We start from the raw sequence: 25659 nt of genomic DNA, 5'->3' as shown, positions 1-25659 counted from the left end.
TGCCACTGCTCACTCCCGGTTCGCACAAGGCTCGTGCCCATGAAATCGTCCAGCAAACCCACGCCCGCCTCGCCGCAAAACCCTGCCCTAAGCCCCAGCCATCTGGACTTCCCAGTGGTGGGTATCGGTGCATCGGCCGGCGGCCTGGAGGCGGTCCAGGCGTTTTTTCAGCGCGTCCCCGAAAACTGCGGCATGGCGTTCGTTGTAGTGTTGCACTTGTCGCCGGACCACCAGAGCCAGGCAGACCGCTTGATCCAGCGCGTCACGCGAATGCCGGTGTGCCAGGTAAGCGAGCCGGTACCGATCGAGCGTGATCACGTCTATGTCATTTCGCCAGCCAACCGCCTGTCCACCAATGACGGCTACCTGCGGGTCAGCCCGGCCAGGCGCAGCCGCGGCGACCACGTCGCCATCGACCTGTTCTTTCGCGACCTTGCTGATGTGCACAAGGACCATGCGTTCTGCGTAATCCTTTCGGGCAGCGGCAGCGATGGCGCAGTGGGCCTATCGCGGATCAAGGAACAAGGTGGCGTGACGCTTGTGCAGTCGCCCGATGACGCCCAGTACTCTGACATGCCCAAGGCCGCCATCGCCACCGGCATGGTCGACCTGATCCTTCCGGTGACCGAGATTCCGGGCAAGCTGGTAGAACTGTGTCGCTCGGCTCAGAAGGTCAAACTGCCGGAAATCGAGGATGACAGCCTCCCGCCGCCGCTAGGCGAACGCTCAGGCGACCCAGCCCAATGCGACCCGCTCCTCGACGACATCCTCGCCCGGCTGCATGCCAGCACCGGCCACGACTTCCAGCACTACAAGCGCGCGACGGTGCTGCGCCGGCTTGAACGTCGCCTGCACGTCACCGCGCAGACCGACCTTGCCGGTTACCGCGACTACCTCGAGCGGCATCCTGAGGAGTCTCGCGCCCTGTTGGCGGACATGCTGATCGGGGTCACCAACTTCTTTCGCGACCGGGACGCCTTCGAAGCGTTGCAACAACAGGCGATGCCGGGGCTGGCCAACGATGACAGCGAGGATCCGCAGCGCGAAATACGCATCTGGTCGGCGGGGTGTTCATCCGGCGAGGAAGCCTATAGCCTGGCGATGATGGCAACCGAGCAATTGGCGATGGAGCAGCGCAGTGCCAAGGTGCAGGTGTTCGCCACCGACCTCGACGAGCGCGCGATCAATGTCGGCCGGCTGGGCGTTTACCCCGATGCCATCGCCACCGATGTTCCCACGGCCAGGCTGCGCCAGTTCTTCATCAAGGAAAATCAGAATTACCGCGTACGCAAGGACATTCGCGAAAAAGTGCTGTTCGCCCGGCACAACCTGTTGTCCGATCCACCGTTCTCTCAGTTGGACCTGGTGGTATGCCGTAACTTGCTCATCTACCTGGACCGGGAAGTGCAACGGGAAATCCTGCGGCTGTTCCACTTCGCCCTGCGTAAAGGAGGTTACCTGTTCCTGGGCAGTTCGGAATCAGCGGACGTGGCGGCCGACCTGTTTATTGCCGTGGACAAGCGCCATCGCATCTTCCGCGCCAGGGAAGTGGAACCGGCGCGCCGCCCGGGGCGGCTTCAGACGCCCGACACGCCAGCAGTACGCGCCAAACCCAAGCCCCTGCGCAAGCTGTCCTATGCTGAAATCCATCACCGGGCGTTGTCCAGGCGCACACCGCCCAGCCTGATCGTCGATGCTGACGGCAACATCTTGCACATGAGCGATGGTGTCGGCCGCTTCCTGCGCCACGCCGGTGGCGAAGTCAGCCCCAGCCTGCTCAACCTGGTACTCACGCCGCTGCGCCCTGCCCTGCGCAGTACCCTGTTGCAGGCTCAAAACACCGGCCAGCCGGTCAGCTCGGGCGCAGTGATCATCACCGTCGACGATCAGCGCGTCGAAGTCCAGGTACAGGTACAGCCCCACCAGGACGAACCCAGTGGCAGCGAATGCCTGCTGGTGATTTTCCAGGTTCGCGAAGCTGATCCCCACAACCCGCCTGCCATTCAGCAAACCGAAGGCATGGTGTTGAGCACCCTGGAGCGCGAACTGCAGCGTACCCGTCAGCAGTTGCAGGAAACCATCGAGCAGTCCGACATCTCCAGCCAGGAGCTGATGGCCTCGAACGAAGAAATGCAGGCGGTCAACGAAGAGTTGCGCCTGGCCAGCGAAGAGCTGGAAACCAGCAAGGAAGAGCTGCAATCCATCAACGAGGAATTGCTGACGGTCAACTACGAGCTCAAGACCAAGGTCGATGAAACCGACAAGATCAACGACTACCTGAGCAACCTGATCGCCTCCACCCAGATCGCCACCGTGTTTGTCGACCGCAACCTGCACATTCGCTGGTTCACCCCTGGGGCCACCGCCATTTTCAGCATACTGCCGGTCGACACCGGCCGCTCGCTGCTCGACATCACCCATCGCCTGGAATATCCAGGCCTGGCGGACGATGCGCGTGCGGTGATCGAGCGCGAAACCACGATCGAGCGTGAAGTGATCGGCCAGGACCAGCATTGGTACCTGGCGCGCCTGCTACCGTACCGGGCCAGCGAGCAGAATGTCGATGGCACCGTGCTGACGTTCATTGATATCACCAAAAGCCGCGCAGCCGAAGAACGCTTGCGCCAAGGTGAGGAGCGCATGCGCCTGGTCGCGGAGAGCACCCATGACTTCGCCATCATCCTGCTTGATGAACAGGGCCTGATAATCGATTGGAACACGGGCGCTGCGTTGATCTTCGGCTACGCCAAGGATGAAGTGATTGGCCAGCACTATGCGCTGATCTTCACCGATCAGGACCGCGAAGATGGCGAACCAGAACGTGAACTGCGTGCCGCGCGCCTGCATGGCCGCGGCCAGGACGAACGCTGGCATGTGCGCAAGGACGGCAGCCGCTTCTATTGCAGTGGCGAAGTGTCACGCCTCAAGGGCAGCAGCCTGCGCGGTTACGTGAAGATCGCCCGTGACCTGACCGGCCACAAGCGCCTGCAGGACGAACAAAGCAAGCGCCTGGCCGAGTCACAAAGCTCCAGCCACATGAAGGACGAGTTCTTCGCAGTGATGTCCCACGAGCTCAAGCACCCGTTGAACCTGATTCAGCTCAATGCCGATATCTTGCGACGTATACCATCGGTCACAAGTACCGGCATGGCGAGCAAAGCGGTCAACGTCATTCGCGAAGCGGTCACCAGCCAGGCGCGGATCATCGATGACTTGCTCGATGTAGCGCGCATCCGCACGGGCAAACTCAAACTGAAGACCCAGCCGGTCGATTTGTGCGCCGTGCTGCAGGGTATCTGCTCCGTAGCTTGCAATGAGCAGCGCGGCCGAAGTGTTCGGCTGACGCTGCCGGCCGATGGGGAACCGGTCTATGTGGAGGCCGACAGCACCCGTGTCGAGCAGATCATCTGGAACCTGCTGAACAACGCACTGAAGTTCAGCCCTGCCGATGGCGAAATTCTGTTGAGACTTGCTCGGCAGGATGAGCAGGCGCGACTTGAAGTCATCGATCAGGGCATAGGCCTCGCCAAAAACTCCCTGGAAGATATTTTTGAGCTGTTCAACCAGGCTGCACCCACCGGCCATGGGCGAGAGGGGCTAGGTATTGGCCTTTCCCTGGTTCGTCAATTGGTAGAAGCCCATGGCGGAGCGGTCAGCGTAGAGTCTCCCGGAATAGGCCAGGGTTGTACGTTCATCATCACCCTGCCCTTGTGCGCGTACGCCCAGCAACCCCAGGTGCAAGGCGAAGTGCTGCCATCAGAAGGTCGGCTGAAAGGGGTTCGTATCCTGCTGGTGGATGACTCGGTCGATGTGCTGGAAGTGATGGAACAATTGCTGTTGATGGAAGATGCCGACGTCGATGCCTACAGCGACCCGAAACTGGCGCTGCAGTCGGCGGCAGATGCGCGTTACGACGTGATCATTTCCGACATCGGCATGCCTGGCATGGACGGCCATGCTCTGATCCGGGCGCTGCGCGGCCTGGAGCATCTGCGCTACATCCCGGCCATCGCGTTGACAGGCTATGGGGCCAGCGCCGACCAATACAAGTCTCGCCAGTCCGGGTTCGACCGTCACCTGAACAAGCCTGTGGGCTATGACGACCTGATCGAAGCGATCGAGCGCCTGAATGGATCAGCGTCGGTCTGAATAAGGGAAGGCAGGCTTTGCGGGGGCGACCCACGCCCCTCAGTGCTTCCTGCCCTCCTCCTTCTGTTTTTCTTCGTCTTGCCTTTCGACCTTTTCCACCAGCAAGGGCATCGTGCCCAGCACCAACAGCGCCAGCACCGTGCTGACCAGCGCCGTGGCTTCGCGTCCCATCCCGGCTGCCGTACCGATGGCCGCCGTCATCCATAGCCCCGCGGCTGTGGTCAGGCCTTTCACATGACTGGTGTCCTGGCCATTGCCTTTGAGAATGGTGCCCGCGCCCAGAAAGCCGATACCGGCAACGATGCCCTGAATCACCCGGCTGAGCGCCTGCGCATCGGCACCTGCCATGCTCGGTGCCAGCACGAACAGCGCCGCCCCCAGCGACACCAGCATGTGCGTGCGCACCCCGGCGGACTTGCCCTTGTGCTCGCGCTCGAAGCCCAGCACTGCGCCGAGTACGGCAGCCATTACCAGGCGTACGAGGATTCGTACGATCTCGCGCTCATCGCCAATGTCGGCGAATTCGGCCTGGATTGTTTGCCAGATCAGGTCCATTGACAGGTACCGGCCTGATGAGGCTTTCTGCTGGTGCGGCGCTCTTCACAGGCGCTCGTTGGTTCGATCTTGATCGGCATGGCAGCGGCTTCCGAGGACGGTTAAAGCGTATGACTGCGAGCACTTCAAGGTTGCTGCATCGGACTGCCTGGCAGGTCGAGTGCAAGCCGTCTGGCTGACTTTGACAGCTGTCAGAAATCGCCATTCTCGATCGCGCATCCTGCTGGGGGTATCGCGGGTATTTTTGGGGGTACATTTCTGCTTTTTGAAGCCAGAAACGCCGTTCCAGAGGCCTTTCCAAATGTTCTTTGGGGATCCTGAGAGCCTGCAATAGCCCCCTGCCGGCCCGTCACATCACGACAAGCCACAGACGGACCGCCAGTACCAGTTGGCAACCGAGCGACAGGATGCAGCCCCTCAAAGCTGCCGATGCAGTGAATCATCGACGCAACAGCACGCCATCAGCCCCCCCAATCAACCAGCACTCACCACATGCTTCAACTCCTGAAACGCTGCCAGCCCCCAGGGGCCGAGCTCGCGCCCGATGCTGCTCTGCTTGTACCCACCCCAGGCGGTCTGCGGGAAGATCACCTGAGGCGCATTGATCCAGACCATGCCGGCCTGCAAGGCATCCGCTACCCGGTTGGCCGCAACGCGGTCGCGGCCGACCACCGTGGCCACCAGGCCAAAATCACCCTGGTTGGCCAGCGCGATGGCCTCGGCTTCGGTGCCGAAACGGCGGATGCAGATCACCGGGCCGAAGATCTCCTCGTTCCACAAGCTGCTGTCCAGCGCCACGTCGGTGAACACCGTCGGCGCAACGTAGAACCCCTGCGTCAAGCCCTGCGGGCGCCCACCACCGCACTCGAGCCGGGCGCCGGAAGCCAGCCCGCGCGCGATGTGCGCCAGCACACGCTCGTACTGGGCACGGTTGACCAGCGCACCCATCTGCACCCCGTCGACAAAGGGGTCGCCAACGATGATCGCCTGGGCGCGGGCCCTGACCTTTGCCACGAAGGCGTCCGCCAGGTGCTCGGCGACCAGCACCCGGCTGGTGGCCGAGCACATCTGGCCAGCGTTGTAGAAGCCGCCGCCACAGGTCAGCTCGACCGCCAGTTCCAGGTCGGCGTCCTCCAGCACGATGAGCGAGGACTTGCCGCCCAGCTCCAGGCTGACACCCTTCACTGTCTCTGCCGCGCGCTGCATTACCTGAACCCCCACCGCGTTGCTGCCGGTGAAGGAGATCTTGGCCACCTGCGGGTGCGCCGACAAGGGTGCGCCCACGGCCAGGCCGGTACCACACACGATGTTCAACACGCCCGCCGGCAGGCCCGCCTCGAGAATGATCCGCGCCAGTGCAAGCTCCGGCAACGGCGTGACCTCCGATGGCTTGAGCACCACCGTGCACCCCGCCGCCAGGGCCGGCGCCAGTTTCCAGGCCGTGGTGACCATGGGGAAGTTCCACGGCACGATCAGCGCAACCACGCCACACGGCTCGCGCCGCAAGCGCGCGGCATAGTCGCTGACAGGCAGCTCCACATCGCGGTCCTGTGCAGCGTCAAGGCCCTGGGCCAGGTCGGCGTAATAGTCAAAGGTGGCTATCACGTCGTCCACGTCCAGCGCCGCTTCGGCCAATGGCTTGCCGTTGTTGCGCGATTGCAGCGCCATCAGGGTTTGGCGGTTCTGCTGTATGCCCCGGGCAATGCGGCGCAACACCTGGGCACGCAACGCGCCAGTGCTGGTTGACCACTGCGCGAATGCAGCAGCGGCGCTTTGCACCGCAAGCTCGACGGTTTCAGCATTGCCCCCGCCTACCGTGGCGATCAGCGCCTCGGTGGAGGGGTTGATGACCTCGAGCGGCGGGCCGTCGGCGAACCATTGCTCGCCGATCAGCACGCCGGCGAGCACTTCGGATGAACATTCAGGAGGGAGCATCGTCATTCCTTCGCAAGCGGCTCAGAGGCCGGCCTGCAGCTTCTCGATGAACTGGCGGATCCGCTGGCAGGCGTCCAGCAGGTCCTTGTCGGCAACGGTGAACGACACCCGCACGAAGCCCGCGCAACTGGCGCCAAAGGCCTGGGCATCGAGCACCGAGACGCCGGTCTCGCGGAACAGCGCCCAGGCAAAATCGACGCCCGACAGGCCCGTGGCACGAATGTCCAGCAGCATGAACATGCCCGCCTCGGGCACCTTGCCCTTGATCAGCGGCACCCCGTCCAGCTCACGGGCGATCAGGTCACGGCGGCGGGTGTAGAGTTCGCGGGCCGAGGCGACGATCTCATCGTCCAGCTCGATGGCCTTGAGCGCGGCTTCCTGAACAAAGCCCGGTAGACCGTAGAGCATGCACAGCAGCAGGTTGTCCAGGTGCTGGACAAGGCTCGTGGGCGCCACCACCCAGCCGACCCGCCAGCCGGTCATGGCGTGGGATTTGGACAGGCTGTTGAGCACCACCGTGCGCTCGGCCATGCCCTCCAGGCTGGCGATGCTGATGTGCGGCGCGTCGTAGGTCAGCTGGCAGTAGACCTCGTCCGAGATCACCCACAGGTCGTGACGCCGGGCCACCTGCGCCACCGCCTCCAGCTCCTCGCGGGTGTAGACGTTGCCGGTGGGGTTGTTCGGCGTGGCCAGGGCGATGCCACGGGTGTTGGGGGTCAGTGCGGCTTCAAGCGCCTGGGCCGTGAGGCGAAAGTCCTTCTCGGCAGGCTGCTCGATGCACACCAGCCGCGCACCGGATGCCTGCACGCTGGCAGCGTAGGTCAGGTACATCGGCTCGGGCACCAGCACGTCATCGCCGCTTTCGAACAGGCACATGGCTGCGGCGTACAGGCCGTTCTGCGCACCGGCCACCAGCGCGACGTTCTCGGCGGCCACCGGTATGCCCAGCAGCTTGCGCTGCTTGGCCGCGATGGCTTCGCGCAGCTTTTCCCGGCCCACTACCGGGGTGTAGTGGGTATCGCCGGCCTTCAGGGCCTGGATCGCGGCCTCGCAGATCGCATCGTCCGTCGCGAAATCGGGGTCGCCGATGCTGAGGATGATCGCGTTCTCGCCCCGCTCCTGCGCCTGGCAGGCAGCATAGTGAATGTCCCATGCGGCTACGCTCTCGCCGCTGATGCGTTGAACCAGAGATGAATACTTCATTTGAATTCCTTGTGGCGTACAGACCGACGCCAATACGTTAGCCACTAGACTCGACGCTGCGAGGTGGTGCCCATCAACTTGAAGCTCTTTTCGATGATCAGGGCCAGGACGATGTAGGTGATCGCCACCAACAGCAGCGGCTCATAGACCCGCAGGGTCTGCGAACGCACGATGTTGGCGGCGCCGAGCAGGTCGGTAACCGCGACGGTGGAGGCCAGCGCCGTGGATTTGAGCAGCATCACGCTCTCCCCCGCCAGGGTCGGCCTGACCATCTGCAATGCACGCGGCAACCAGACCCTGCGCAGGATCTGCCCGCGGCGCATGCCATAGGCGCGTGCCGCTTCAAGCTCGCCCCTGGGTACGGCGCGCAGGCCACTGCGCAGCACTTCGCCCACATACGCCCCCACGCTCAAGGTCAGTGCAAGGGCCACATACCAGAACCCTTCGCGCAGGTAGGGCCACAACACCCCGCCCCTGATCAGCGGGTAGCTGGCCAGCACGCTGCCGACGCCGTAATACAGGATGTAGATCTGCACCAGCAGCGGCGTGCCGCGAATCACGCTGCTGACAAACCGGCAGGCGTTGGCCAGCACGACGCTGTTGGACAGGCGCCCCAGGGCCATCGCGATGGCCAGTACAAACCCGAAGCCTGCCGAGATGAGCAGCAACTGCACGGTCAGGCCGGCACCGCGCAGCAGTTCACTGGAAAAATCATTCAGCCAAGTCAAATCCATGATCGTCCCCTTATACGTTCCTGGGCATCCAGCGTTCGAAGCCGGCCTCGAACTTGCGGAACACCATGCTGGAAACCAGGGTGATGACGTAATAGAACGCCGCGACCACCAGGTAGAACAGCAGGTAGTGCTTGGTGCTGGCCGCCGCCTGACGCCCGGCGGTCAGCAGTTCGCTGTAGCCCACCACGCTGATCAGCGCACTTTCCTTGACCAGCACCAGCCACAGGTTCGACAGGCCCGCGATGGCGAACGGCAACATGCACGGCAGGATGATCCGGCTCAACAGCTTTGCCCGCGACATGCCGTAGGCCCTGCCGGCCTCCACCAGCCCCGCAGGAATGGCCTCGACGGCGCCGCGAATCACCTCACCCGAGTAGGCGCCCTGGACAATCCCCAGCACCACCACCGCAGCCAGAAACCCGTTGATCTCGACACTGGGCCGGCCCATCGCGGCCATCGCCAGGTTCAGCAGGTCGGTGCCTGCGTAGTACAGCAGCAGGATCAGCAGCAGTTCCGGCACGGCGCGGTACAGCGTGGTGTAGCAGTTGGCACAGGCGACCATCCAGCGTGGCCCCCTGAGCTTGATCAACGCGACGAGCAGGCCGATGCACAGGCCCAGCGCGAAGGCCCCCAGGGAGATACCCAGGGTTTTCACCGCGCCCTGGGCCAGGGTTTGAATCCAGCCCTCGGCGAACAGCAGATTGGACATTTCAGAAATGGTCATACAGGCACCCGATCACCCGCGCAGGTTTCAACCGCCTCATTGGGCGGCTGTGACACTGGATTTGAAGTAGCGCGCACCGATGTCGTCGTAAGTGCCGTCTTCACGCACGGCCTTGAGCGCCTGGTTCAGCTTCTCGCGCAGGGCATCGTCGCCCTTGCGCACCGCCGCGCCGATGCCCTTGCCGAACAGCGGGTCGGCCGGCGCGATGCCCTTGCCGGCCAGCATCGCGTTGTCGGGCAGTGCCAGCATCGGCTCCACCGAGACCTTGTCGGCCAGCATGATGTCGATGCGGCCGCTGCGCAGGTCGGCCAGCAGGTCGTCCTGGTCGTTGTAGTAGCGGATGGTCGAGCCTTTGCCGAAGTACTCCTTGACGTAGGCCGAATGGCTGGTCGAGCCCTGCACGCCGATGATCTTGCCCTTGAGCCCTTCCGGGGTGGGCGTCAGTTCCAGGGCGGCATCCCCGACCCACAGTGCGGGCGTCTCGATGTACGGGTCGCTGAAGTCCACCACCTGCTCGCGTTCGGGGGTGATGGACATCGAGTTCATGATGACGTCCACCTGCTTGGAGCGCAGCGCCGGAATCAGGCCGTCCCAGGCCATTCCCTTGAGCGAGCACTCGGCCTGCATGCGCTTGCACACTTCGCTGATCAGGTCAGGCTCGAAACCGCTCCACGCACCATTGCTGTTTCTGAAGGAAAACGGCGGGTAGGGTTCCTGGGAAATCGCGAACACCACCTTGTCCTGGGCGTGAGCGACATTGATCGCCCCGGCCAGCAGGAGCGAGTGCACGACAGCAACGAGTGTCTTTTTCATTTAACAGTCCTTATGCAGCTATTGTTTGGTTTTTGGCAGCGGACAATGCAGGGGCACGCCCCCGCGGATGAATAGTGTTGTTATGAGCGATTGTTCTGCGCCATCACGAACTGGCGGCACCGCTCGCTGTGCGGGTCGAGCATTACCTGTTGCGGTGGGCCCTGCTCTTCGATCTGGCCCTGGTGCAGGTACACGACCTGGGTGGAGACATCCCGCGCGAACGCCATCTCGTGGGTCACCAGGATCATCGTGCGGCCCTCCTGCGCGATGTCGCGGATCACCTTCAACACGTCGCCCACCAGCTCCGGGTCCAGCGCCGAGGTAGGTTCGTCGAACAGCATCACCTTGGGCCGTACCGCCAGTGCCCGCGCAATGGCGACCCGTTGCTGCTGGCCACCGGACAGAAACGAGGGATAGTCGTGGCGCTTGTGGGCCAGCCCGACCTTCTCCAGCAACTGCTCGGCATGCGCGATCGCGTCCTGGCGCTTCTCACCCAGTACATGCACCGGGGCCTCGATCACGTTCTCCAGCACGGTGCGATGCGGCCACAGGTTGAAGTTCTGGAACACCATGCTCAGGGTCGCACGCAGCCGCTCGACCTGGCGCAGGTCGGCGATCTCGCGCACCCCGCCACGCCCCTGCCTGAACCTGACTTCCTCGTCGTTCACGCGCAGGCTGCCGGCGTTGGGAATCTCCAGCAGGTTGATGCAGCGCAGCAAGGTGCTCTTGCCCGAGCCGCTGGAACCGATCAGGGACACCACGTCCCCCTCATGGGCACGCAGGGAGATCCCTTTGAGGACGTGATGGTCGCCGTAGCTCTTGTGCAGGTCATCGATGGCGACGACGGGGGTCGACTGCATGCTTGGCAGCCCTTTTTCGTGGATCATGCTTCGATGTCCCATTGTTGTTGATCAACCCGACCGGACAGCCCCGTCAGGCAGGCAGAAAGTCCGAGGCGTTCAGTTCGATGACATGCGGCTCGCCGCTCTCCAGGCCTTGCAGCAGATCGCGCAACCCGTCCAGGCTGCCGGCGGTGTGGTACTGCACATGACAGGAGCGTGCGAAGGCCGCGAAGTCCGGCGTGAGGATGTCCACGCCCAGGGGCGCAATGTCGCGCGCCGTCATGTAGTCGCGAATTTCGCCGTAGCACTGGTTGTTCCACAGCACCAGGATGACCCCGATGCCGTGCTCGCGCGCCGCTATCAGTTCGGCGCTCGAGAACTGCAAACCACCATCGCCCACCAGCGCCACCACGGCACGTTCAGGCAGGGCAACCTTGGCACCGATGGCCGCCGGCAGGCCGTAGCCCAGCGTTCCGTACCCGGTACCGGCGTTGAACCAGGTGCACGGGGCCGGTGCGCGATAGCCCAGCGCGCCCTGGTACACCGGCTGCGTCGAATCGCCAACCAGGATCGGCGCCGGCAGGCTGTCGCGCAGCGTATCCAGCAGCGCCTGCATGGCCTGCTGCCTGCCGGTCCAGCTGCCGCGCTCGGCGGCATTGACCCGCGGCACGTTCAACGCGGCCCAGTCACTGTCTGCGGCCGCCCCGGGCAGCGCTGCGATCAGGGCCTGCAGCCCCAACCGTGCGTCGCCAAGCAGCCCGACGGCTGCGCGTTGCACGCCCAGGATCTGCATCGGGTCGATGTCCAGGCGAATCACCGGCACCTGCAGGGCCAGTGGCCCGAGGCCGAAGAAGTCGTAGTCGGTTTCGCCCAGCTCGGTGCCCACCGCCAGCACCACATCCGCCTGGGCAAAGAGTGCACGGCCATGGGCGGACGATTGCACGCCATCGAGCAGCAGCGGGTGCGCAGGCGGCAGGATGCCGCGTGCATTGGTGGTCAGCGCAACGGGGGCCTGGAGACGCTCGGCCAGTGCCCGCAGTGCATCACTGGCACCGCGCGCGCCGCCGCCGGCGAGAATCAGCGGCCGCCGTGCCGCGCCCAGCAGGGCGGCGGCCTGCTGTACGGCCGCCTCGGCAGGCGCGCTGGCCAGCGGCAATGCGCGAGGGCTCAGGTCCAGGCCATCGGCCGGCATTTCCAGCACATCCAGCGGGATCTCGATATGAACCGGGCGCGGCCGGGCGCAACCGAACAGCGCGAAGGCCCGGGCAATCACCTCCGGCAGTTCCTGCGGGCGCTGCAGGGTATGGCTGAAGGCGCACACGCCGGCCACCATCGCGCGCTGGTCAGGCAGTTCGTGCAGGTAACCGTGCCCCAGCCGCTGGTGCTCGCGACGGCTGGTGGTGGAAATCACCAGCATCGGCACCGAGTCGGCGTAGGCCTGGCCCATGGCGGTCAGAATGTTGGTCATGCCGGGGCCTGTGATGATGAAGCACACCCCCGGCTTGCCACTGGCTCGGGCATAGCCGTCCGCCATGAACCCTGCGCCCTGCTCGTGGCGAGGGCTGACATGGCGAAGCCGGCTACCGTGCAATCCGCGATACAACTCAACAGTGTGCACGCCCGGAATACCGAACACGGTGTCCACACCATAACCTTCAAGCAGTTTGACGAGCGCCTGAGCACAACTAGTCATTGGGTCTTCTCCTGTTATTTTTACCAGACCGCCGAGGCATTTTTCAGTAGATGCTGGGCAACCACAATCGAATTAAATTTGGCTGATTGTTGATATCTGCTCACCACTCCTGCCCACTCCGCACAGGCCAGAAGGCCACTACCACCCACATTGCTGAACCTGCCGGAGGCCGTCGCCAATTCCGCTTCACCCATGATGTGAATAAAGCTTGTCATTTGTGTGGACAACGCACGCCTGGAAGCCGGCCTCGAGCGCCTCGGGGGCCAGGGTGCCGCGCTTGCCGATGCACACGAGCCGGGTGTGGGGCGTTTCATCGCCCCAGGCGCGGTCGGGCAGGATCTCGCAGCGGCTGCCGACCAGGTGCATGATGAACCGCTTGCCCGGCACTTCGGCGATGTGCAGCGTGCCCTTGGCCCGATAGATCGACGCCGGCAGCTGCGCCAGCGTCGCGCGCAGCGTGTCGAGTGCCATCGGTCTGTCGCTGGCGAAACTCCAGGACTCGAACACGCTGGCGTGATCTGCCGCGTGCCCGCCCAGGCTCGGCGCTGAGGCCGCCTTGACCGGCGTGAACGACGCCAGCGGGTTGCCGCGCCCCACGCCCAGCACCAGCTCCAGCGGCACATCGCCATACTGGCATTCGAGCATTCGCGCCCGGGGGTACAGCCAGCGGCTCTTGAGCGCCTCGATCTGGCTGCGTTCGACCCGGTCCACCTTGTTCAGCACGATGATGTCCGCCACGTCCAGCTGGTCCATGGCCAACTGCGCCATCTCGCCCTCGAGCTGCCCGAACTGCTCGGTGTCCACCACCGTGATGATGCTGTCGATCGACAGCGCATCGCGAAACTGCGGGTACTTCAGCGTGCGGGCGATCTTGCCCGGGCTCGACACCCCGCTCGCCTCGATCAGAATGTACTCCGGGCGGTTCTGCCGGTCGCCGAGCAGGCGCCCCAGTTGCTCGATCAGGTCGCTTTCAACCGTGCAGCAGATGCAGCCGTTGGCCAGGCTGAGGGTGGTCTGGGTCTGGCTGACGATCAGCTCGCTGTCGATGTTGATCGCGCCAAAGTCATTGACCATCACCGCCATGCGCAAGCCGTGATCGCTGCCCAGGATCTTGTTGAGCAGGGTGGTCTTGCCGGAGCCGAGAAACCCCGACACCAGCGTCACCGGAATGGGAGACTGCTTGTTCATCAAAACGGCCCGCCTCAGAAGTTGGGGAGTTCACGGCGCCAGGTGGCCGCGTGGGTGCCGGCATCGAACTCGCCGTTGCGGTCCCAGGTGATTTCACCTTCGAGCACGGTGATCTGCACCTGGGTGTTGTGGATGTTGCCCTTGGGCTCCACCTCGAACAGGTTGCGATCGAGCACGATCAGGTCGGCGGACTTGCCCGTCTCGATGGAGCCGGCCTTGTCCTCGATACCCATGCACCACGCCCCGTTGATGGTCATCACGCGCATGGCCTGCTCCAGGCTGATGGGCGAGCCGTAGAAACTGCCCTGCTCCTCGCCGAACGGGTTCTGCCGGGTGACCATCGCCTCGAAGCCGACCCAGGGGTTGATGCTGGACACCGGCCAGTCGGTGCCCATCACCGCGACGCCGCCATGCTCGAACACGCCCTTGAAGTTGTAGGCGCGCTGCATGCGGTCCTCGCCGAACACGGCGCGGGCGTTGGCGAACGATGAAGGGAACCAGCCCACCGGGGAGAACTCGGCGGTGACGTTGAGCGCGGCAAAACGCGGCAGGTTGGCATCCAGCAAGGTGGTGCTGTGGGCGCACTGGTGGCGCACGCCGTCGGGCCCGTTCTTGGCCCGCGCCATGGCCACGGCATCGAGGAACAGGTCGGAGGCGCCGTCACCGGTGCAATGGGCGATGACCCGGATACCCCGGCGGTCCATGTCCACCACCATGTCGGTGATGTGCTCGGGGGTCAGGTTGAGGTGGCCGCGCCAGCGCTCCTCCCCCGGCCATGCGCTGGACAGGTACGACGAGCGCGATTCGTGGGTGCCGTCGAAGTGGAACTTGACCGCATTGGCGTTGAGCCGTGCGCTGCGATAGAAGTGACGCTCACCCGCCAGCAGCTCCCAGCGCCGCTTGACCGGGAAGATGTCGTCCTGCCAGCTGATCGCGGCCTCCACGCGCACCGACAGCTCGCCCGCCTGGTCGATGGCCTTGAGCGCATTGAGACGGTGCTCGCACACGTGCACATACTTGGTGCCCACCACCCCATGACCGCTCTGGAACCACACCCCTTCGCGGTAGGCACGCTTCAGGGCGTGTTGCGGCGTGGGCGGCATGGCGGCGTGCATCAGTGCATAGGCACCGTCCACCAGGATGCCGGTCGGCTCGCCGGTGACGCTGTCGCGCTCGATGTAGCCGTGGCGCGGGTCGATGGTGTCGGCGTCGATCCAGGCGATCTCGAGCGCCCTGGAGTTGACCATCATGCAGCCCCAGGAGCGATCCAGGATCGCCACCGGGCGGTCCGGCAGCACGCTGTCCAGCCATTGCCGCGACGGCACCAGCCCGGCCTGCTTGAAGGTGTAGCGCACGAAGTACTGCCCATACACCCAGCCGTCGCCCGGGTGCTCGGCCGCATAGTCGAGAATGGCCTGGCGCACCTGCTCCGGGGTCGGATCGCTGACGCCGACTTCGAGGTAGCCGGAGTACCCGGGCGCAAGCTTGAGGTCCGGGTGGGTGTGCATGTCGTAGATACCCGGCATCACGAAACGGCCGTCCAGGTCCACCACCTGGGTGCGCGGGCCGACGAACGCCTTCGCCTCGTCGTTGCTGCCCACCGCGACGAAGCTGCCATTGCGAATGGCCACGGCTTCGGCCCAGGGGGCAGACTCATCGACCGTATAGATGCGGCCATTCAGAAACACCAGGTCGGCGGCGCCTTGGGGGCCGGGCACATGGCTGGAGCGGTAATCGGTCATCGCACTCATCGCAGGGAACACCTTTGCATGGCACCGCCGCGCGGCACCAGTCCAAGAAAACCAGGTTGGGTAAAAGGCGCCGCAGGCGCCGTCGCCGGTCGGCTATTCGTCGTCCCGGGCCGGAATCCACCACTCCTCGCCACGGGCGGTGCGGATGTATTCGGGCCAGCGGAAGTCATGCGGGACCTTGAAGTCCCGGGGTAGCAGCGGCGCCTGCCAGCGTGTGCCGCCAATGCCGCCGCCGGTACGCTCGGTGAATTCCTGGCGGGCGGCGGCCAGCAGCTCGGGCCGCGTGAGCAGGTCGATCAGGGTGGCACCGATGGTCTTGGCCGCCACCTGGATCATCGGGTCGATGGTCTGGCGGATGCCGCCCAGGGCATTGGGCACCCAGTCCGGGTAGGTGTAGCCAGGCGGTGCCGAGAGCATCGGGCGGGCCACCAGCAGGCGCACGGTCGGGCAATGCCAGGTGTATTCGGGGTAGTCGTCCGAGGTCAGGTGCTTTTGCCAGGCGGGCATCTGCTGGCGCAGCAGGCGCTCGCACTCCTGTGGGTCGATCAGGGTTTCGGTTTCGGGCAGAAACGGCCGGGCCATGGGTTCGAGCCCCAGGTTGCCCTGGATCTGCTGCGCGATGGCGATGGCCTCGTCGTCCCAGGTGGGGGCGCCGATGGCCTGCAGGTTGTCGTAGGTGGCCTGCGCCAGCACATGGTTGGGCAGCCCGCCACGGGACTTGCACACCCAGGTCTTGTTCCACTGGCAGCCGGTGGCCAGGGCGGCGGCGGCAGCGTTGTTGTCCATCACCTGGGAGATGGCCTCGGCCTGCTCGAGCGAGTCGCAGCGCGACAGGTACTGGATCTGCGCGATGTGCGGCGGCAGGTTGTCGGCCGTGGCCTGGCCGGCGGTGAGGATCGCCTCGTTGTAGCTCCACAGCCCGGTGAACGGCAACGTGGAGCGGCGCATGCTCTCGTTCAGGGTATAGAAGTGCACCAGCGCGTCGTTGGCCCCAGGCGCCCTGGCGGCCAGGTGGTTCTGCGGGATCGGGCTGTACTTGTCCGCTGCGATCCAGTCCTGGGGCGAATCGCAGGTGAAGGTATAGATGTAGGCGTAGGCGATGCCGCAGTGCGTATCCCAGGTAGTGGTGTTGTTCAGCGGCAGCATGTACGTGGGGTGGAAGCTGATGGCCGCGTCCAGGTCATCGTAATAGCCCTTGGCCGCGTGCACCGGCTTGGAGGCGCGCAGCTTTTCCGCCGGCTCGCCGAAGAATTTCAGCGTGCCCGCGAGGCCATGTTCGAGCATGGCGGCCTTGGCGGCCAGCAGGCCACCCAGGGCACTGATGCCCAGCGCCGAATGAGGGTCGGTATGCCCCGGGGCGAAACGCGACAGCCCTTCGCGCGGCTGGCGCCGGGTGGTCGCCGCCTGATTGTTGCCCGGCACCGCGTCGTACTCCGCGTAGGTCGCCAGCACAGGGCCGTCGCCGTTGCGAAACGTGGCGCAGAAGGCGGTAGGCATGCCGCCGCTGCCCTCCTCCACCTCGAACCCTTGCCTGCGCAGCAGCTCGACGTACCAGGCGCAGGACTTGTACTCGCGAAAGGCCGGCTCGGCATAATGCCAGATCACCTGGTGCCAGTCGGACAGGGTCGTTTGCTGTTGGTCCACCCAGTTCTGGGCAAAGGCCTTGGGCTCGATCATGCAGGGCATTCCTTATTGGTATGTGACCCCGCTGAGCGGCTCGGACCCGCAGGGCCTGCCTAGTATTGTTGAACCAGAAAATACGACAATCGATTTATTTCGCCATTAATGTTTATATTTGCTCAACAATAAGTCAGTGGAGCGCCCCATGCGTCTACCCTCGATGCCCGCGTTACGTGCCCTGGAAGCGGTTGCCCGGTTGGGCAGCGTGACTGCCGCGGCGCTTGAGCTCAACCTCACCCGCAGCGCCATCAGCCATCAGATCACGGGCATGGAGGACACCCTCGGCTTTGCCCTGACCGAGCGCCAGGGCCGGGGTATCTCGCTGACGTTTCGCGGCGAACGCTACGCCCGGGAGATCCAGCGCCTGCTGGCCAACCTGGAGGATGCAGGCCGGCGGGTCGATGACCAGGAGGTGTATGGCAAGTTGACCATCAGTTGCAGCTCGGGGTTTTCCACCTACTGGCTGTGCCATCACATCGGCGGCTTCGTGAAGGAATACCCCCAGGTCCAGTTGCACATGGTCACACCGACCACGGCGGATGACGTAAGCAACCACAACGCCGACCTGTTCATCTCCTACGGTATCGGCGACTGGCCTGGCATGCAGGTGGAACAGATAGCGGCGCTGAACTACTTTCCGGTCTGCAGCCCGCGGCTGATCAACGCCCTGGGCGGGCTCAAGACCCCGCAGGACCTGGCCGCGTTCCCATTGCTGCACATGAGCGACTACAGCGACTGGCGGGTGTGGCAGGCGGCGGCGAACACCCCGGAGCTGAACGTGGCCACGGGCATCCTGTTTTCCGATGCACATTGCGCACAGGCGGCGTGCATCGCGGCCCAGGGCGTTGCCATGGGCGACAACCTGCTGTGTGGCGACTCCATGGCCAAGGGGCTGCTGGTGCGCCCCTTCGATATCGTCATCCACTCGCACCGCGGCTACTACCTGGTCACCGACCTGCAGAAGTGCGAGCGGCCCGCCGTGCGGGCCTTTACCAACTGGATCAAGAACCAGCTGCAGGCTTCGAGGCAGTCCTGGACGGCGCTCTAGGCCGTTGGCTCCGGCCTGCTGGCGCCGCCAGCCGCCGCCCTAGAAAATCCGCTCGCTCCTGGCGTAATGGGTCACCACCTCGATCAGTGCCTGGTGCGCAATCGCGTGATCGCACGTCGCCAGGGCCGCCTGCAGGCTGTTCATGTACTCGAGCAGCTGGCGCTGGTTGCGCAGGGCGAAGTCGTGCTCCAGCCCCTGATCCTCGTAGATGAGCACGTAGCTGCGGCAAAAGCCCGCGACCAGAAAGGCCGCGCCGGCCTGGAACGGCTCGTCACGGATGATGGCCTCACAGTCGGCGTTGGCCTGCTTGAACGAGTCGGTGCCCGGTAGCGCGGCGGCGAAGCGTTGCACCATTTCATGAAAATTCATCGTTGTTCGTACCTCTTGTTGCGCCACTAGGCAGGCGTGGCGCGGTTGAAGGAAAGTCGTTGCCCACGGACTGCACTGTTCACCGTGGCGCCGTCCCACACCCGTTCGCCATTGACGAACGTGGCGACGATGCTCGATGAGAACTCGGTACCGGCAAACGGCGTCCAGCCGCATTTGGACAGCACCTGGTCATTGCTCACCCGGTGCGGGCGCTGCGGGTCGACGAGCACCAGGTCGGCGGCGTAGCCCTCGCGCAGGTAGCCCCGGCCACTGACCTGGAACAGCTGCGCCGGTGCGTGGCTGACCACCTCGACCAGGCGCTCCAGGCTCAGCTCCCCGCAGAAGACGCGCTCCAGGGCGGCCTGCAGCGCGTACTGCACCAGCGGAATGCCTGACGGCGCCTTGGCGTAGGTGCTGCGCTTTTCTTCGAGCAGGTGCGGGGCATGGTCGGTCGCCAGCACGTCGAGCCGACCTTCGGCCAGCGCCTTGACGATGGCGTCGCGGTCGCTGGCCGACTTGATCGCCGGGTTGCACTTGATCAGAAAGCCCAGCCGCTCGTAGTCGTGATCGGTGAAGTGCAGAAAGTGCACGCAGGTTTCGGCGGTGATGCGCTTGCCGCTGAGGGGGCCGGGCTCGAACAGCTGCAGCTCTTCTGCCGTGGAGATGTGCAGCACATGCAGGCGCGTGCCGTGCTTGCGCGCCAGCTCGATGGCCAGCCGAGTGGACCTGATGCACGCCTGGCGCGAACGAATCAGCGGGTGCTCGCGGGCCGGAATGTCCTCGCCAAAGCGCGCCCTGGCCTTTTCCAGCTCGGCATTGATCATGGGCGTGTCTTCGCAATGGGTGATGATCGGCACCGGCGAAACCCGGAATATCTCGTTCAATACCTCGGGGTCGTCCACCAGCATGTTGCCGGTCGAGGCCCCCATGAACACCTTCAGCCCTGGCGTGCTGGCCGGGTCGATGGCGCGAATGGCAGCCAGGTTGTCGTTGCTTGCCCCCATGTAGAAGGCGTAGTTGACCGCGCTCGATGCGGCGGCGATGGCGTACTTGGCTTCAAGGCTGGCCCGATCGAGCGCGGGCGGGTTGGTGTTGGGCATCTCCATGAAACTGGTGATGCCGCCCGCGGCACAGGCCCGCGACTCGCTGGCGATGTCCGCCTTGTGGGTCAGGCCGGGCTCCCTGAAGTGCACCTGATCGTCGATCATTCCCGGCAGCAACCACAGGCCGTGTGCCTCGATCACGCCCTCCCCGGCAAGCGGCTGCAGGACCTGCCCGATACAGTCGATGCGGCCCTCGCGCAGCCGCACATCGGCCGCCCAGGTGCGGCCTTCGTTGACCAGGGTCGCGTTGCGGATCAGCCAGGCATTGCTGGGTACGCTCATGGTGTCAGCTCCAGTGTCGTGTGGTAGAGCACCTCGGTGGCCACCAGAAAGTCGTCCAGGGCCATGGCCTCGTGGGGGTTGTGCGAGCCGTGCTGGTTGCGGATGAACAGCATGGCGCTGGGGATGCCGACGTTGGCGAAAACCGCAGCGTCATGGCCGGCCCCGCTGGGGGTGAGCACGCCCTGCCAGCCTTGTTGGCGGGCCTGGCGCACCAGCGCCTCGACCCAGGGGGCGTGCATGGCCGCCGGGGCCGTGTCGATACGCAGGTCGAACTCGAAGCGAACCTGGCGGGCCTGCTCGATGGCCTTTGCCTCGTGCAGCGCAACCGCGTGAAAGGCCTCGAGCGTGGCCATGTCGAGGCTGCGCATCTCGAGGCTGAACCTGACCTCGCCGGGAATACGCGAGACGGCATGGTGCGCCGCGTTGGTCCCCAGTGTGCCGACGGTAACCACCAGGTCTCGCCCGGCGGCGAGGTACTCGCGCCAGCATTGGTCGATGCGGGCCACCAGCTCGCTCACGGCAAACACGGCGTCGTGGCGGTCCTCCCGAGCCACGGCGCCCGAATGGCCATCTTCGCCCAGGCAGCGAACCTGGTTATGGCGCAGGTTGCCGCGGATGCCGGGCACGATCCCCACGGCCTGCCCCATGCGCTCCAGCGACTGCGCCTGCTCGATATGCACTTCCAGATAGCCGGCAAACTGGGTGCGATCGACCAGCCACTGCCGACGGCCAATCGCTGCCAGGTCGGCGCCCACGGCCTGCATGGCCTGGCCCAGGGTGCGCTGGCTGAAGCGGTTGGTCAGCTGCAGGTCGTGCTCGCTCAACCCGCCGACCAGCGCACGCGAACCGATGTACGACTTGCCGTACCAGGCGCTCTCCTCGCCACGCAGCCCGATGACCCGCACCGGCTGCGCCGTGGCCACGCCCTCGCGGTCGAGCCGGCACAGGCACAGCAGGCCCGCCACAACGCCGGCCAGGCCGTCGTAGTTGCCGCCCTGGGGCACCGAGTCCAGGTGCGAGCCGTACCACAGTGCGGGCTGGCCATTGTCGCTCTTGCGCGTGAAGATCACGTTGCCCGCACGGTCGGTTGCCACCTCCAGCCCCTGGGTCAAGGCGAAGTCGCTCAGGCAGGCGATGGCGTCACTCTCGCCGGGGCCGTAGCTTTCGCGGGTGATCCCCTCCTGGGCATCGCGTGACAAGGCGGCGATGGTGTCGAACAGTCTGGCGGCCTGTTCAGGCCATTGCGCGATCATGGCAAGGCTCCAAACGGCTCGGCGGGCAAATCGTCGAGGGCGCCGATCAGGGTGCTGATCGAGGCAACGCCCTTGCGCCGGCAGTAGGCCTCCAGTTCAGACACCATGGTGTTCATGGTTTTCGGGTGCAGGAAGGTGGCCGTACCCACTTGCACCGCCGAGGCACCGGCATAGATGAACTCCAGCGCATCGTCGGCCGTGGCAATGCCACCGCAGCCAATCACCGGAATTTCCAGCGCCTGGGCGCATTGATAGGTCAGGCGCACCATCAGCGGGCGGATGGCGGCGCCGGATATGCCGCCCATGAAGTTGCCCAGCCGCGCGCGGCCTCGCTCGATGTCCACCGACAACCCGAGCAGCGTGTTGCCCACCACGACGGCATCGGCCCCGGCCTCCTGCGCAGCCAGGGCAACCGGCACCACCTCGCCGGCATTGGGGGTCAGCTTGACCCACAGCGGCAACGAGGTGACCTGGCGCATCAGCTCCACCACGTCGCGGGTACTTTCAGCCTGCATGCCGAACGACTGGCCATGCGCTTCCAGGTTGGGGCACGAGATATTGGCCTCGATGCCGGCCACACCAGGCACATCACTCAGCCGCGCCGCCAGGTCGGCAAAGCCCTGGGCCGTGGGCGCCGAAATGCTCACGATCAACGGCGCGTCGTAGTCGCGGTAGAACGGCACCACCTTGTCGATGAACAGCTGCGCGCCTTTGCTGGGAATGCCGATGGCATTCATCATCCCGTCGTTCAGCTCGCAGACCCGCGGCATCGGGTTGCCGCTGCGCTTTTCGGTGGTGATGGTCTTGGTCACCAGTGCACCCAGCTGGTTGAAGTCCAGCAGGTGGGCAAGCTCTTCGGCAAAGGTGCCCGATGCCGGCATCACCGGGTTCTTCAGGCGCAACCCGCCGACCTGTACGCTCAGATTGATCATCACACCACCTCCGCCAGGTCGAATACAGGGCCTTCGAGGCATACCCGCTTGCCCACCCTGAGCCCGTCTACCTCGAACACCTCGACGCAGCACTGGCACATGCCCAGGCCGCACACCATCTGTTGCTCCAGCGCTACCTGGCCCACCAGGCCGAGCTCGGCGCTCAGCTTCTTCAGCAACTGGGTCAGCCGCCTGGAGCCACACGTGAACAGCGCATCGGTGCCTTCACGGGCGATGATCTGGCGCAGCAGCGGTTCGAGCCGTTCGGGCGAGCTGCTGCCATCCTCATCCAGCACCACCCGCACGTCGGCCCCCAGCGAGGCGAAGCGCTCGCGCGAAAGCAGGCTCTTCTCGCTGCGGGCACTCAGCACTGCGGTCAGGCGGATGCCCAGCCGATGCGCCGCTTCGGCCAGCGGCGCCAGGGTGGCCAGCCCCACGCCCCGGGCCACGATGATCATGTGCTGCCACCCCGGCTGCAGGTCGAAGCCCTTGCCCAGCGGGCCTAGGATCTCCACGGTCTGCGCCTGGCCAAGCGTCTCCAGGCCATAGGTGCCCTTGCCGGTCACCTTGTACAGAAACTCCACCTGGCCCGTGGCCGGGTCGGCCTTGTAGGTGCTCATGGGGCGACGGAAGTACGGCTTGTGCTCGCCTTCACTCGGGCACAGCAGGTTGAAGAACTGCCCCGGCAACGACTGGCTGGCGGCGCCGTCGGCCTGTAGCACCAGGCGCTTGTATTCATCGTTGACCCATTGGTTGGAAATCACGACCGCCAAGGTGTCGTCTGGGGGAGTCAGGGCACTCGCCTGGCAGCAGCCGGAAATCACGTTCATTGAGGTGGCCTCGCATTTGTCTAAATTTTTATACAGCACGGTCAAAAGTAAATGCCGCCTCAGTGATGAAGCGGCAGATGAAGCGGTGTTTCAGCGATTGCTTAAGCTGACTGTACTGCAGCTCGGTGTTTCTGTCTAATTTTTGATACGAATAAGCCAGAGCAAATTCATAACCATCCCGCCGGGCTAGGCCGGCTGCGGCTTCGGCACGTCATGGGCCTGGCAGGCGGGAAGCAGCAACACCGTCGCGAGCATCGCCACCCCATACAACGAGGCAAGCAGCATGATGGCCGCCGAGAACGAGTAGTGCAGCGCTACGGCGCCCACCACCAGCGGCCCGAAGCCACCGGCGGCCCTGCCCACGTTGAACAGCACGTTCTGCGCCGTGGCACGGATCTGCGCGGGGTACAGATCGGAGATCAATGCGCCGTAGCCACCGATCATGCCGTTGACGAAGATGCCCATGATCGCGCCGGCAAACAGCATGACCGTGGGGTTGTCGAGGTTGGCATAGGCGATGACCATGAACCCTGCGCCGGCCTGATACAGCAGGAACATGCGCTTGCGTCCGAAACGGTCGGCCAGGTGCCCGAACAGCCAGATACCGAACGCCATGCCCAGCACCGTCACTGCGGTCCAGGTTCCGGAGGCCATCAGCGAGAAGCCGAACTTGTTCGACAGGTAGCTGGGCATCCAGATCATCAGCCCGTAGTAGCCGAAGTTCTGCACCGAGGTGAGCACCATCACCCCCAGGCTCGCCTTGCTGGTCGGCCGGTCCTTGAACAGGTCGGTGAAGCGCCGCGCGAAAGGCACCGGGTCGGCTGCGGCCTTCACGAATTCTGCCGGCTCGCTCATGGTATGGCGAACCACGAGCGAGACGAACGCCGGCAGCAACCCGACCAGGAACATGCCGCGCCAGCCGATGTAGGGCAGCAGCAATGGCGTGAGCAATGCAGCGGCGAGCACGCCGGCCTGCCACCCCATGCCCACATAGGAAGAAGCACGATTGCGCCGGTTGGCCGGCCAGGTTTCGGCGATCAGCGCCATGCCGATGCCGAACTCCCCGCCCAGGCCGAACCCGGCCAGGGTTCGATAGATCAGCAGGTCCCAGTAGCCCTGGGCGAATGCGCACAGCCCGGTGAATATCGAGAAGGTGAGGATGCACAGGGTCAGCATGCGTACCCGGCCATAGCGGTCGCTCAGTTGGCCGAAGATCAGCCCCCCGGCCACGGCGCCCAGCAACGTCCATGTCACCAGCGAGCCAGCCTCCGAGGAACTCAGACCGAGACCGATGGTGATCGCCGGCAGCATGAACCCGAGAATCAGCAGGTCGAAGCCGTCCATCGCATAGCCGGTCACGCTGGCTATCAGGGCCTTCTTGGGTGACGCGTCCTTCTTCGGACGCTTTTCGGAAGAAGCCATCTTGGTTTACCTCTTGTTTTTGTATGGTTTTTTAGACAGCTGACGCCTGAACCTGCCCAGGATCGCCGCCGGTCCGCCCGTGCAAGGCTTCACAAAGCGTACTGCCAGCCTGCGCGATTGTCTAAATATTTAGATTGTGGGCTCGCAAAAAAAACGCCGCGCTCAGAAATGCCACTCCAGGTTGATCGACAAGGCGTCCACGTCGATCCCGTCGCCACGGCGGTTGCCGAACTTGTTGCGCCAGTACTCATATCCGGGCCCGACCCATAGCGTGTTTCTTGCGCCGCCCAGCACAGCCCCTGCATCCAGCATCAGCGAGGTGCGCATCAGCTGTTCATCCGCCGTCGGGTTGCGCCGGTAGTCATCGCCCTTCTCGCCGCTGTAGCTGTAGAAGCCCTGGAATTTCATCGGCAGGCTGCCCAGCGCGAACGGTATGCCCCAGGTCAGGTTCAGCTGGTAGAACGGGTCGAACGCCATGCGCGAATGGTTGCCCGGCTGCCGGCAGCTGTCGAGCCCGCAGTGGTTCCATTCCCTGGCGTAGAACAGGCTGAGGTCGAGAAACCCTGCCGGCAGCGCGAACTTGAGGGTCGGGCCTATCAGGATCATGCGCTTTCGCGACTGGAACGCGTTGTTCTTGGTGTTCCAGTCCAGGCCCAGGGTCAGCGCGACGTCCTTCACCGGCCCGAAGGCCAGCGGCCGATCGAACACCCGTGCATGCTGCAGCTGATTGCGGTAGGTCAGGTAGACCTCGGTGGCGCCGCTGCTGCTGTCCTTGCGCGGGTCATCGCGGTCGGACCTGAACACATCCACGTTGGCGAACTGCTGGCCCAGGGCGTAGCTGCTCACATGGGCAAGCTGGACGATGTGCTTGGCTATGTCCTGGCGCTTGCCCGGGTCCGAGAAATGGCTGCTGTAGCGATAGCCGATAAAGGTATCGCTGAAGGCTGGCGGCGGGCCAGCCATCACCATCGGGGTCATCAAAAGCGCGAACGCGGGCGCGCCGATGCGAGTCTTCATCAGGGAAGCTCCTATCAGGTGGGGTGGGTGGGGTTGTGGTATCAGGTGGCAGCGCAGGCGATGCCGCAGCAGGTGCAGGGTGGTGTGGACATGTGTCGGCCTTTTTTATATTTTTTGGACAAGCAACAGTTCATGT

20 protein-coding genes are annotated in these 25659 nt (G+C 64.5%); 2 read left to right on the top strand and 18 right to left on the bottom strand.

The features are described 5' to 3' along the window. The first annotated feature begins 39 nt into the window (after window positions 1–39). Window positions 40–4149 carry a CheR family methyltransferase gene (locus JZZ72_RS05370; RefSeq protein WP_210014139.1) on the top strand — a complete coding sequence of 1370 codons (4110 nt, stop codon included), beginning with the start codon at window positions 40–42 and terminating at the stop codon, window positions 4147–4149. Between the two features lie 39 nt (window positions 4150–4188). On the opposite strand, the gene JZZ72_RS05365 is transcribed toward JZZ72_RS05370, so the two are convergent. From JZZ72_RS05365 to JZZ72_RS05315, 11 genes are all read right to left on the bottom strand, one after another. Beyond that, window positions 4189–4704, bottom strand: coding sequence for an MgtC/SapB family protein (locus JZZ72_RS05365; protein ID WP_016486311.1), 516 nt, complete (start codon window positions 4702–4704; stop codon window positions 4189–4191). Between the two features lie 474 nt (window positions 4705–5178). Further along, window positions 5179–6639, bottom strand: a complete 1461-nt coding sequence (locus JZZ72_RS05360; protein ID WP_210014138.1) for an aldehyde dehydrogenase family protein — start codon at window positions 6637–6639, stop codon at window positions 5179–5181. A 21-nt stretch (window positions 6640–6660) separates the two neighbouring features. Next, complete coding sequence (locus JZZ72_RS05355) at window positions 6661–7842, bottom strand: pyridoxal phosphate-dependent aminotransferase (RefSeq protein ID WP_043864003.1); 1182 nt, start codon at window positions 7840–7842, stop codon at window positions 6661–6663. A gap of 44 nt (window positions 7843–7886) precedes the next feature. After that, entirely contained in the window at window positions 7887–8576 is a 690-nt protein-coding gene (locus JZZ72_RS05350; protein WP_043864004.1) for an ABC transporter permease, read from the bottom strand. A gap of 10 nt (window positions 8577–8586) precedes the next feature. Next, window positions 8587–9300 (bottom strand): ABC transporter permease, encoded by a 714-nt coding sequence (locus tag JZZ72_RS05345; protein ID WP_043864005.1) that lies wholly within the window; start codon window positions 9298–9300, stop codon window positions 8587–8589. A 36-nt stretch (window positions 9301–9336) separates the two neighbouring features. Continuing rightward, on the bottom strand, window positions 9337–10113 hold the full coding sequence (locus JZZ72_RS05340) for a transporter substrate-binding domain-containing protein (protein ID WP_210014137.1): 777 nt from the start codon (window positions 10111–10113) through the stop codon (window positions 9337–9339). Between the two features lie 80 nt (window positions 10114–10193). Further along, window positions 10194–10973, bottom strand: a complete 780-nt coding sequence (locus JZZ72_RS05335; protein ID WP_043864096.1) for an ABC transporter ATP-binding protein — start codon at window positions 10971–10973, stop codon at window positions 10194–10196. 73 nt (window positions 10974–11046) lie between these two features. After that, on the bottom strand, window positions 11047–12648 hold the full coding sequence (locus JZZ72_RS05330) for a 5-guanidino-2-oxopentanoate decarboxylase (protein WP_043864007.1): 1602 nt from the start codon (window positions 12646–12648) through the stop codon (window positions 11047–11049). Between the two features lie 186 nt (window positions 12649–12834). Then, window positions 12835–13836 carry a CobW family GTP-binding protein gene (locus tag JZZ72_RS05325; protein WP_100632656.1) on the bottom strand — a complete coding sequence of 334 codons (1002 nt, stop codon included), beginning with the start codon at window positions 13834–13836 and terminating at the stop codon, window positions 12835–12837. Window positions 13837–13850: 14 nt separating this feature from the next. Then, complete coding sequence (locus tag JZZ72_RS05320) at window positions 13851–15587, bottom strand: amidohydrolase (protein WP_210014136.1); 1737 nt, start codon at window positions 15585–15587, stop codon at window positions 13851–13853. A 93-nt stretch (window positions 15588–15680) separates the two neighbouring features. Further along, complete coding sequence (locus JZZ72_RS05315; protein ID WP_210014135.1) at window positions 15681–17264, bottom strand: zinc-binding metallopeptidase family protein; 1584 nt, start codon at window positions 17262–17264, stop codon at window positions 15681–15683. A 148-nt stretch (window positions 17265–17412) separates the two neighbouring features. On the opposite strand from JZZ72_RS05315, the gene JZZ72_RS05310 reads away from it, so the two are divergent. Continuing rightward, complete coding sequence (locus tag JZZ72_RS05310) at window positions 17413–18315, top strand: LysR substrate-binding domain-containing protein (protein ID WP_058540305.1); 903 nt, start codon at window positions 17413–17415, stop codon at window positions 18313–18315. A 39-nt stretch (window positions 18316–18354) separates the two neighbouring features. Here JZZ72_RS05310 and JZZ72_RS05305 read toward each other — a convergent pair whose 3' ends face one another. The 7 genes from JZZ72_RS05305 to JZZ72_RS05275 form a co-directional block, all read right to left on the bottom strand. After that, entirely contained in the window at window positions 18355–18684 is a 330-nt protein-coding gene (locus JZZ72_RS05305; RefSeq protein ID WP_078481115.1) for a hypothetical protein, read from the bottom strand. A 26-nt stretch (window positions 18685–18710) separates the two neighbouring features. Further along, on the bottom strand, window positions 18711–20069 hold the full coding sequence (locus JZZ72_RS05300; protein ID WP_210014134.1) for a dihydroorotase: 1359 nt from the start codon (window positions 20067–20069) through the stop codon (window positions 18711–18713). Then, window positions 20066–21322, bottom strand: a complete 1257-nt coding sequence (locus JZZ72_RS05295; protein WP_210014133.1) for a Zn-dependent hydrolase — start codon at window positions 21320–21322, stop codon at window positions 20066–20068. Before JZZ72_RS05295 ends, JZZ72_RS05300 begins: the two co-directional genes overlap by 4 nt. After that, window positions 21319–22254, bottom strand: a complete 936-nt coding sequence (locus JZZ72_RS05290) for a dihydroorotate dehydrogenase (protein WP_043864015.1) — start codon at window positions 22252–22254, stop codon at window positions 21319–21321. The genes JZZ72_RS05295 and JZZ72_RS05290 overlap by 4 nt, the downstream gene beginning before the upstream one ends. Continuing rightward, entirely contained in the window at window positions 22254–23084 is an 831-nt protein-coding gene (locus tag JZZ72_RS05285) for a dihydroorotate dehydrogenase electron transfer subunit (protein ID WP_043864016.1), read from the bottom strand. Before JZZ72_RS05285 ends, JZZ72_RS05290 begins: the two co-directional genes overlap by 1 nt. 186 nt (window positions 23085–23270) lie before the next feature. Next, the gene (locus tag JZZ72_RS05280) at window positions 23271–24506 is read right to left on the bottom strand and encodes an MFS transporter (RefSeq protein WP_210014132.1); all 1236 of its coding nucleotides are present in this window, start codon (window positions 24504–24506) and stop codon (window positions 23271–23273) included. Window positions 24507–24668: 162 nt separating this feature from the next. Then, complete coding sequence (locus JZZ72_RS05275; RefSeq protein ID WP_210014131.1) at window positions 24669–25523, bottom strand: hypothetical protein; 855 nt, start codon at window positions 25521–25523, stop codon at window positions 24669–24671. Between the last annotated feature and the right edge of the window lie 136 nt (window positions 25524–25659).

It is taken from the genome of Pseudomonas palmensis (assembly GCF_017848315.1).
GTDB lineage: Bacteria > Pseudomonadota > Gammaproteobacteria > Pseudomonadales > Pseudomonadaceae > Aquipseudomonas > Aquipseudomonas palmensis.
The sequence above is the reverse complement of the archived record's forward strand: the minus strand, read 5'-3'. Positions and strand labels throughout refer to the sequence as shown.

Bases quoted from the DNA above. Each gene is read 5' to 3' on its own strand.
- JZZ72_RS05370 (WP_210014139.1), top strand. From the start codon at position 40: ATGAAATCGTCCAGCAAACCCACGCCCGCCTCGCCGCAAAACCCTGCC.
- JZZ72_RS05365 (WP_016486311.1), bottom strand. From the start codon at position 4,704: ATGGACCTGATCTGGCAAACAATCCAGGCCGAATTCGCCGACATTGGC.
- JZZ72_RS05360 (WP_210014138.1), bottom strand. From the start codon at position 6,639: ATGCTCCCTCCTGAATGTTCATCCGAAGTGCTCGCCGGCGTGCTGATC.
- JZZ72_RS05355 (WP_043864003.1), bottom strand. From the start codon at position 7,842: ATGAAGTATTCATCTCTGGTTCAACGCATCAGCGGCGAGAGCGTAGCC.
- JZZ72_RS05350 (WP_043864004.1), bottom strand. From the start codon at position 8,576: ATGGATTTGACTTGGCTGAATGATTTTTCCAGTGAACTGCTGCGCGGT.
- JZZ72_RS05345 (WP_043864005.1), bottom strand. From the start codon at position 9,300: ATGACCATTTCTGAAATGTCCAATCTGCTGTTCGCCGAGGGCTGGATT.
- JZZ72_RS05340 (WP_210014137.1), bottom strand. From the start codon at position 10,113: ATGAAAAAGACACTCGTTGCTGTCGTGCACTCGCTCCTGCTGGCCGGG.
- JZZ72_RS05335 (WP_043864096.1), bottom strand. From the start codon at position 10,973: ATGCAGTCGACCCCCGTCGTCGCCATCGATGACCTGCACAAGAGCTAC.
- JZZ72_RS05330 (WP_043864007.1), bottom strand. From the start codon at position 12,648: ATGACTAGTTGTGCTCAGGCGCTCGTCAAACTGCTTGAAGGTTATGGT.
- JZZ72_RS05325 (WP_100632656.1), bottom strand. From the start codon at position 13,836: ATGAACAAGCAGTCTCCCATTCCGGTGACGCTGGTGTCGGGGTTTCTC.
- JZZ72_RS05320 (WP_210014136.1), bottom strand. From the start codon at position 15,587: ATGAGTGCGATGACCGATTACCGCTCCAGCCATGTGCCCGGCCCCCAA.
- JZZ72_RS05315 (WP_210014135.1), bottom strand. From the start codon at position 17,264: ATGATCGAGCCCAAGGCCTTTGCCCAGAACTGGGTGGACCAACAGCAA.
- JZZ72_RS05310 (WP_058540305.1), top strand. From the start codon at position 17,413: ATGCGTCTACCCTCGATGCCCGCGTTACGTGCCCTGGAAGCGGTTGCC.
- JZZ72_RS05305 (WP_078481115.1), bottom strand. From the start codon at position 18,684: ATGAATTTTCATGAAATGGTGCAACGCTTCGCCGCCGCGCTACCGGGC.
- JZZ72_RS05300 (WP_210014134.1), bottom strand. From the start codon at position 20,069: ATGAGCGTACCCAGCAATGCCTGGCTGATCCGCAACGCGACCCTGGTC.
- JZZ72_RS05295 (WP_210014133.1), bottom strand. From the start codon at position 21,322: ATGATCGCGCAATGGCCTGAACAGGCCGCCAGACTGTTCGACACCATC.
- JZZ72_RS05290 (WP_043864015.1), bottom strand. From the start codon at position 22,254: ATGATCAATCTGAGCGTACAGGTCGGCGGGTTGCGCCTGAAGAACCCG.
- JZZ72_RS05285 (WP_043864016.1), bottom strand. From the start codon at position 23,084: ATGAACGTGATTTCCGGCTGCTGCCAGGCGAGTGCCCTGACTCCCCCA.
- JZZ72_RS05280 (WP_210014132.1), bottom strand. From the start codon at position 24,506: ATGGCTTCTTCCGAAAAGCGTCCGAAGAAGGACGCGTCACCCAAGAAG.
- JZZ72_RS05275 (WP_210014131.1), bottom strand. From the start codon at position 25,523: ATGAAGACTCGCATCGGCGCGCCCGCGTTCGCGCTTTTGATGACCCCG.